Source organism: Carboxydocella sp. JDF658 (genome assembly GCF_002049395.1).
Lineage (GTDB): Bacteria > Bacillota.
The window spans coordinates 1-4,687 of the sequence record NZ_BDLR01000022.1 but is presented as its reverse complement, the minus strand read 5'-3'; the positions used below and the strand labels follow the sequence as shown (position 1 = coordinate 4,687).

At 51.0% G+C, this 4,687-nt stretch carries 7 protein-coding genes; all 7 read left to right on the top strand.

Going from position 1 to position 4,687, the window contains the following annotated elements:
* Positions 1 to 891 (top strand): type II secretion system F family protein (locus tag JDF658_RS04015; RefSeq protein ID WP_159446554.1); only part of this gene is annotated, 891 nt, incomplete at its 5' end.
* A gap of 35 nt (positions 892 to 926) precedes the next feature.
* Positions 927 to 1,298 (top strand): type II secretion system protein, encoded by a 372-nt coding sequence (locus JDF658_RS04010; RefSeq protein ID WP_079906540.1) that lies wholly within the window; start codon positions 927 to 929, stop codon positions 1,296 to 1,298.
* A gap of 59 nt (positions 1,299 to 1,357) precedes the next feature.
* The gene (locus tag JDF658_RS04005) at positions 1,358 to 2,101 is read left to right on the top strand and encodes an A24 family peptidase (RefSeq protein WP_079906539.1); all 744 of its coding nucleotides are present in this window, start codon (positions 1,358 to 1,360) and stop codon (positions 2,099 to 2,101) included.
* The gene (locus JDF658_RS04000) at positions 2,098 to 2,487 is read left to right on the top strand and encodes a type II secretion system protein (RefSeq protein ID WP_078666035.1); all 390 of its coding nucleotides are present in this window, start codon (positions 2,098 to 2,100) and stop codon (positions 2,485 to 2,487) included. Before JDF658_RS04005 ends, JDF658_RS04000 begins: the two co-directional genes overlap by 4 nt.
* Positions 2,488 to 2,501: 14 nt before the next feature.
* Positions 2,502 to 2,975, top strand: coding sequence for a prepilin-type N-terminal cleavage/methylation domain-containing protein (locus JDF658_RS03995; RefSeq protein ID WP_159446553.1), 474 nt, complete (start codon positions 2,502 to 2,504; stop codon positions 2,973 to 2,975).
* 12 nt (positions 2,976 to 2,987) lie between these two features.
* On the top strand, positions 2,988 to 4,220 hold the full coding sequence (locus JDF658_RS03990) for a hypothetical protein (protein WP_079906537.1): 1,233 nt from the start codon (positions 2,988 to 2,990) through the stop codon (positions 4,218 to 4,220).
* A 19-nt stretch (positions 4,221 to 4,239) separates the two neighbouring features.
* The coding region (pilM, locus tag JDF658_RS03985) for a type IV pilus biogenesis protein PilM (RefSeq protein ID WP_159446552.1) at positions 4,240 to 4,687 on the top strand (448 nt) is incomplete at its 3' end.

Sequence of the window (4,687 nt, the reverse complement as noted above, 5' to 3'; positions counted from 1 at the left end):
GTGGAGGGAGGTTCCACCCTCTATGGGGCCATGCAGCGCCATCCCCGGGTTTTTCCCGAGCTTTATGTCACCATGCTGCGGGCCGGGGAGATCGGCGGGGTGCTGGACAAGGTGCTGGAGCGCCTGGCTGATCATTATGAAAAGGAATATGAACTGCGGGAAAAAATCAAGACCGCTACCCGCTATCCCCTGGTGATCATGCTCTTTGCCATTGGAGTAGTCATCCTCTTGCTCACTACCGTGGTACCCACTTTTGTGGCCATGTTCAACAGCTTCAAGGCAGAACTGCCTCTGGCTACCCGGATTTTGCTGGGCATAAGTTCAGCCCTGACCGGTTACTGGTATCTCTGGCTGTTATTACTGGCCGGGGGAGGTCTTCTCCTCAGCCGTTTTCTGGCTACGGAAGAGGGCAAAAACTGGCGGGATGCCCTTGTTCTCCGCTTGCCCGTATTCGGGGAACTGAGCAAAAAGGTGGCTTTGGCCCGGGTTTGCCGTACTCTGGGGACGCTGCTGGCTACCGGGGTGCCCATCCTGCAGGCGGTGGAGGTGGTGGCTGAAGTAGCCGGTAACCGGGTAATTGGCCGGGCCCTGCTCAGCACCAGGGACAATATTCGGGAAGGGGAAGGAATTGCCGCTCCCCTGGAGCAAACCGGGGTGTTCCCGCCCCTGGTGACCCAGATGGTGGCAGTGGGCGAGGAAACGGGGAACCTGGATGGCATGCTGAGCAAAGTGGCGGATTTCTATGACCGGGAGGTAAAGAACACCACCGAGAGCTTGGCCTCCCTGCTGGAGCCTTTACTGATCGGCTTTCTGGCCATTGTGGTGGGGGCCATTATCGTTAGCACCATACTGCCCATCTTTGATTTGTATGGACATATCGGGGGGCAGTAGGGATAGAGAGAAAGCTTTGAAAGGGGGTGAAAGGAATGTTGATCAAAATCGGGGAGCGCATGAAGCGCATCCGTGAGAGAGAACAGGGCTTTACTCTGGTAGAGCTGCTGGTGGTCATTGTTATCCTGGGGGTAATTGCGGCTTTGCTCATTCCTAAACTGGGTGGCAACGTAGATGTAGCTAAACAGAAGGCAGACTTAGCACAATTAGAGCAACTGAATTCGGCCATAGAGAGGTATAAATTGCTAAACAATGGTGCGACACCTAATGTTAGTAGCTATAGAGCTACAATCACAGACTTAAAAAATGCAAAGCTTATTGACGAAGATTTTAAATGGCAAGCCGGCAAAACACCTACGTGGAACAGCGGTAAAAGCCAATACGAGTTAAATTTTAACTCAAACTAAAAAACTAATCATTCCCGCCCCAGCCGGGGCGGGCCTACCTTTACAAAGGAGTTGACTCCATGTCCGTACTAAGCTTGCTTCTCGGCCTCATTATCGGCAGTTTTCTCAATGTCGTCATCTACCGTCTCCCCCGGGACCAATCCCTGCTCTGGCCGGGTTCGAGCTGCCCCCATTGTGAACAACCTCTCAAATGGTGGCACCTGGTGCCCGTCTTCAGTTTTTTCTGGCAGCGGGGTAAATGTGCCTATTGCGGTCAACCCATCAGCTGGCAATATCCCCTGGTGGAAATGACCAATGCCCTACTCTGGTGGCAGGCGTACAGCTTTTACGGGCTTAGCAGTCAGGCTCTGTTTTCGGCTCTACTGGGCAGCTGGCTGCTGGTGCATACCGTTATTGACTGGCAGCAGCGCTTACTGTTGAATAAAGTCAATCTGGCCGGTGCGGTTCTGGCAGGAGCCCATATTTTCCTGAATGGAGAACCGTCCTGGACATCGGCATTAATTGGAGCATTCCTGGGAGGAGGAGTCCTCTTCCTTATTGCATTCCTCTACCCGGCAGGGATGGGTCTGGGGGATGGGAAAATGGCCCTGGTCATGGGGCTGTGGCTGGGCTGGCCCCAGGTTTTCCTGGCCCTTTTCCTGGCGTCCCTGCTGGGAGCCACAGCTGGCATTATCCTGGGGCTGAAAAAAGGCCAGATCCGGGGGATGTCCCTGCCCTTTGGGCCTTTTCTGGCTATGGGGACTTATGTAGTCTGGTACTGGAGTGATCGGCTCCTGAACTGGTACTGGCAGGTGATGTTATGATTAAAAAGCAGGCGCAGGAAGGATTTACCCTGGTGGAAGTGCTGGCCGGGCTGGCCATAATAGCTATTTTGCTGGTGGCTGCTTTGCCGCTCTTTACCTCCAATTTGCGCCAGACTGTGCAGGATAAACAGCGGGAACAGGCACTAAGGCTGGCCCAGGAGCGGTTGGAGTATTATATTCATCAGGATGTCAGAGAAAATGAGCAGCAATCGGGGCGAATAACTATAGATGGTACTGATTTTAACTGGAGCCTGCAGGTTAAGAGACCGGCGAGCAGCTCCCCTGCAAACCTTAAGCTCTTGAACCTGACCGTTACAGTCACTTATCTGGAACGCGGGTCTAATGCCAGCAGGGATTTAAGCCTGTCCGTGCTCAAAACCGAATGAATGGGGCGGTGCTTATGAACGGAAGGCGACAAGCAGGCTATACTCTGGTAGAATTGCTGGTGGTGCTGGTGCTTATGGGTATAGTCCTGATGGCTATAAACAGTTTCTTTTTAACAACTTACAGGAGCTATACGGAAACAAGCAGTGAGTTACGGCTTCAGGATGCACTGGCTGTGCTCAATGAACAGATTGCCGCAGATATTCGTAGAGCTGAACTGGTAGAAATCAACGGACAGGAAATGCGGGTGATCCTTTCCGCCAACGAAGTGGTCCGTTATGTATATGATAGCAGCGGTCAGGCTCTTTTCCGGGAAGCCGGTGGTATAAATAAAAAAATTTCCGGGGATGAAATAAAAATCGAAAATTTAGACTGGCTAAGTCAAGGGGGAGGCCAGGGGTATGTAATCTCCTGGCGGATTACGGCAAGGCTTAAAAACAGCGTTATGACAGTAACGATGGCAGAAAGTCCCCGGCGGGTCAAGATTTAGGGGGGATGGATTATGCTCAAGAACAAGGATGGGCAAAAAGGTTCTACACTGGTAACGGCCCTGGTGGTTTTCATGGTGTTCATGGTTCTGGCCTCAATCATCCTCTATCTTACTTATGGTCGCACATACACCCTGACCGGAAATATCGCTCAAACCAAAGCCCGCTATGCGGCCCAGTCCGGGGTAGCGGCCGGGCTGGCGGCCTTGAAAAAGGATAAAGATAAAGTGCAAAGTCAGGTACAGGTTACCCTTGGCAATGAAACGATTGTTGCTAATATTATTAAACCCGGCTCAAATGATGTTGCCTATGAAATCAGCAGTACCGCTACCGGTCGGGAAGGGAGCCGGGAGTTTCAGGCTACTGCAACGGCCAGGGTGAAACTGGGATTTGACTGGAGCAACTGGCCCTATGCTCTGGTGGTAGGCGGTGATTTTACTGGAGGTACTGGCACTGAACCGGCTAAGATCAAGGTACACAAAGGCAAGGTACAGGTGAATGGTGACTGGAATTTTGCCGGGGAAAGCAGATTTGAAGAGTCCCCAGCGGTTGCCGGGGAAATAAAAGAAAGCTTCACGTCCCACTGGAAAAATCGGGGCCCTCAAAAAGGAACGCCGATTTACTTGCCGGAAATTATTGTTGAGGATCTCGATAAATATTTACAGAGGCCGGAAATAAGGGAAATCAAGTTAACTAACTGGAACCCTGAGTCAGGTAACCCGATTGCCTACTTTAAGAATGCAGACACCCAGCCATTAATTATATATAATGGTAATCCCAAATCCCCGTGTATTATTGTAGCGGATAAAGATATTGAAATTTACGCTCCCGCCAAAAAGGGGGATGATAAGCGTAAAAAAGAGGATACCAATCCAGTGGTGATTATCTCCCTTTCCGGTTCGGTAACTATTAAGGAAGCAGTGAACTTTGATGGCTTTATCTATGCAGCCAGGGATATTAATATTGAAGCAGTGAAAAATGATGGCAAACATGATAATGACAAGAAATGGGGCAAGGTCAATATCAATGGCGGAATCATGGCCAGGGGTAATTTTAACTTGAATAAAGGGGACGTCAAAATCCGTCTCTGGGAAAAAGGGCACAACAAATGGTGGAAGGATGAAGAAGATGATAACGAAGAAGAAGATGATGATAGATTCAAGTCTATATTAAACAAAATCAATAGTTCATTAGGCCAGTACATGTCTTCATTTCAGATCGTTGACTGGCAGGAGTCTTATCGGTGAGAGAAAGGCAGGATAGGGCATGAATTGGTTTGCGAAAAAACAGAGTACAGAAGTAGTGGGGATAGATATCGGGGAGCATTCCCTCAAATTGCTGCAGGTGCGCCGCCAGGGGACCAAAAAGGAAATCGTCCGCTTTAAGCGCTTACCCACTCCTCAGGGGGCCATGGAAGGGGAATGGATAAGGGATTTTCCCCTGCTGGCTGATGCCCTGCGCCAGCTGGCCGAAGGGGTACCGCCCCAGCTACCGGTAGCAACGGCGGTAGCAGGTCAGAGTGTATTTATCCGTCATTTTACCCTGCCGGTCATGAAGGAACGGGAACTGGCCATGGCGGTGCCCCTGGAAGCGGAAGCCCATCTGCCCATTCCGGTGCGGGAGGTTATGCTGGACTATCTGCCTCTGGGGAAAGTGGTGGAAGATGGGGTGCAAAAACAGGAAATCATGGTGGTGGCTGCCCGGACTGTAGTAG

Excerpts from the sequence above, each read along its gene's own strand:
- JDF658_RS04005 (WP_079906539.1), top strand. The coding sequence starts at position 1,358 with ATGTCCGTACTAAGCTTGCTTCTCGGCCTCATTATCGGCAGTTTTCTC.
- JDF658_RS03990 (WP_079906537.1), top strand. The coding sequence starts at position 2,988 with ATGCTCAAGAACAAGGATGGGCAAAAAGGTTCTACACTGGTAACGGCC.
- JDF658_RS03995 (WP_159446553.1), top strand. The coding sequence starts at position 2,502 with ATGAACGGAAGGCGACAAGCAGGCTATACTCTGGTAGAATTGCTGGTG.
- JDF658_RS04000 (WP_078666035.1), top strand. The coding sequence starts at position 2,098 with ATGATTAAAAAGCAGGCGCAGGAAGGATTTACCCTGGTGGAAGTGCTG.
- JDF658_RS04010 (WP_079906540.1), top strand. The coding sequence starts at position 927 with ATGTTGATCAAAATCGGGGAGCGCATGAAGCGCATCCGTGAGAGAGAA.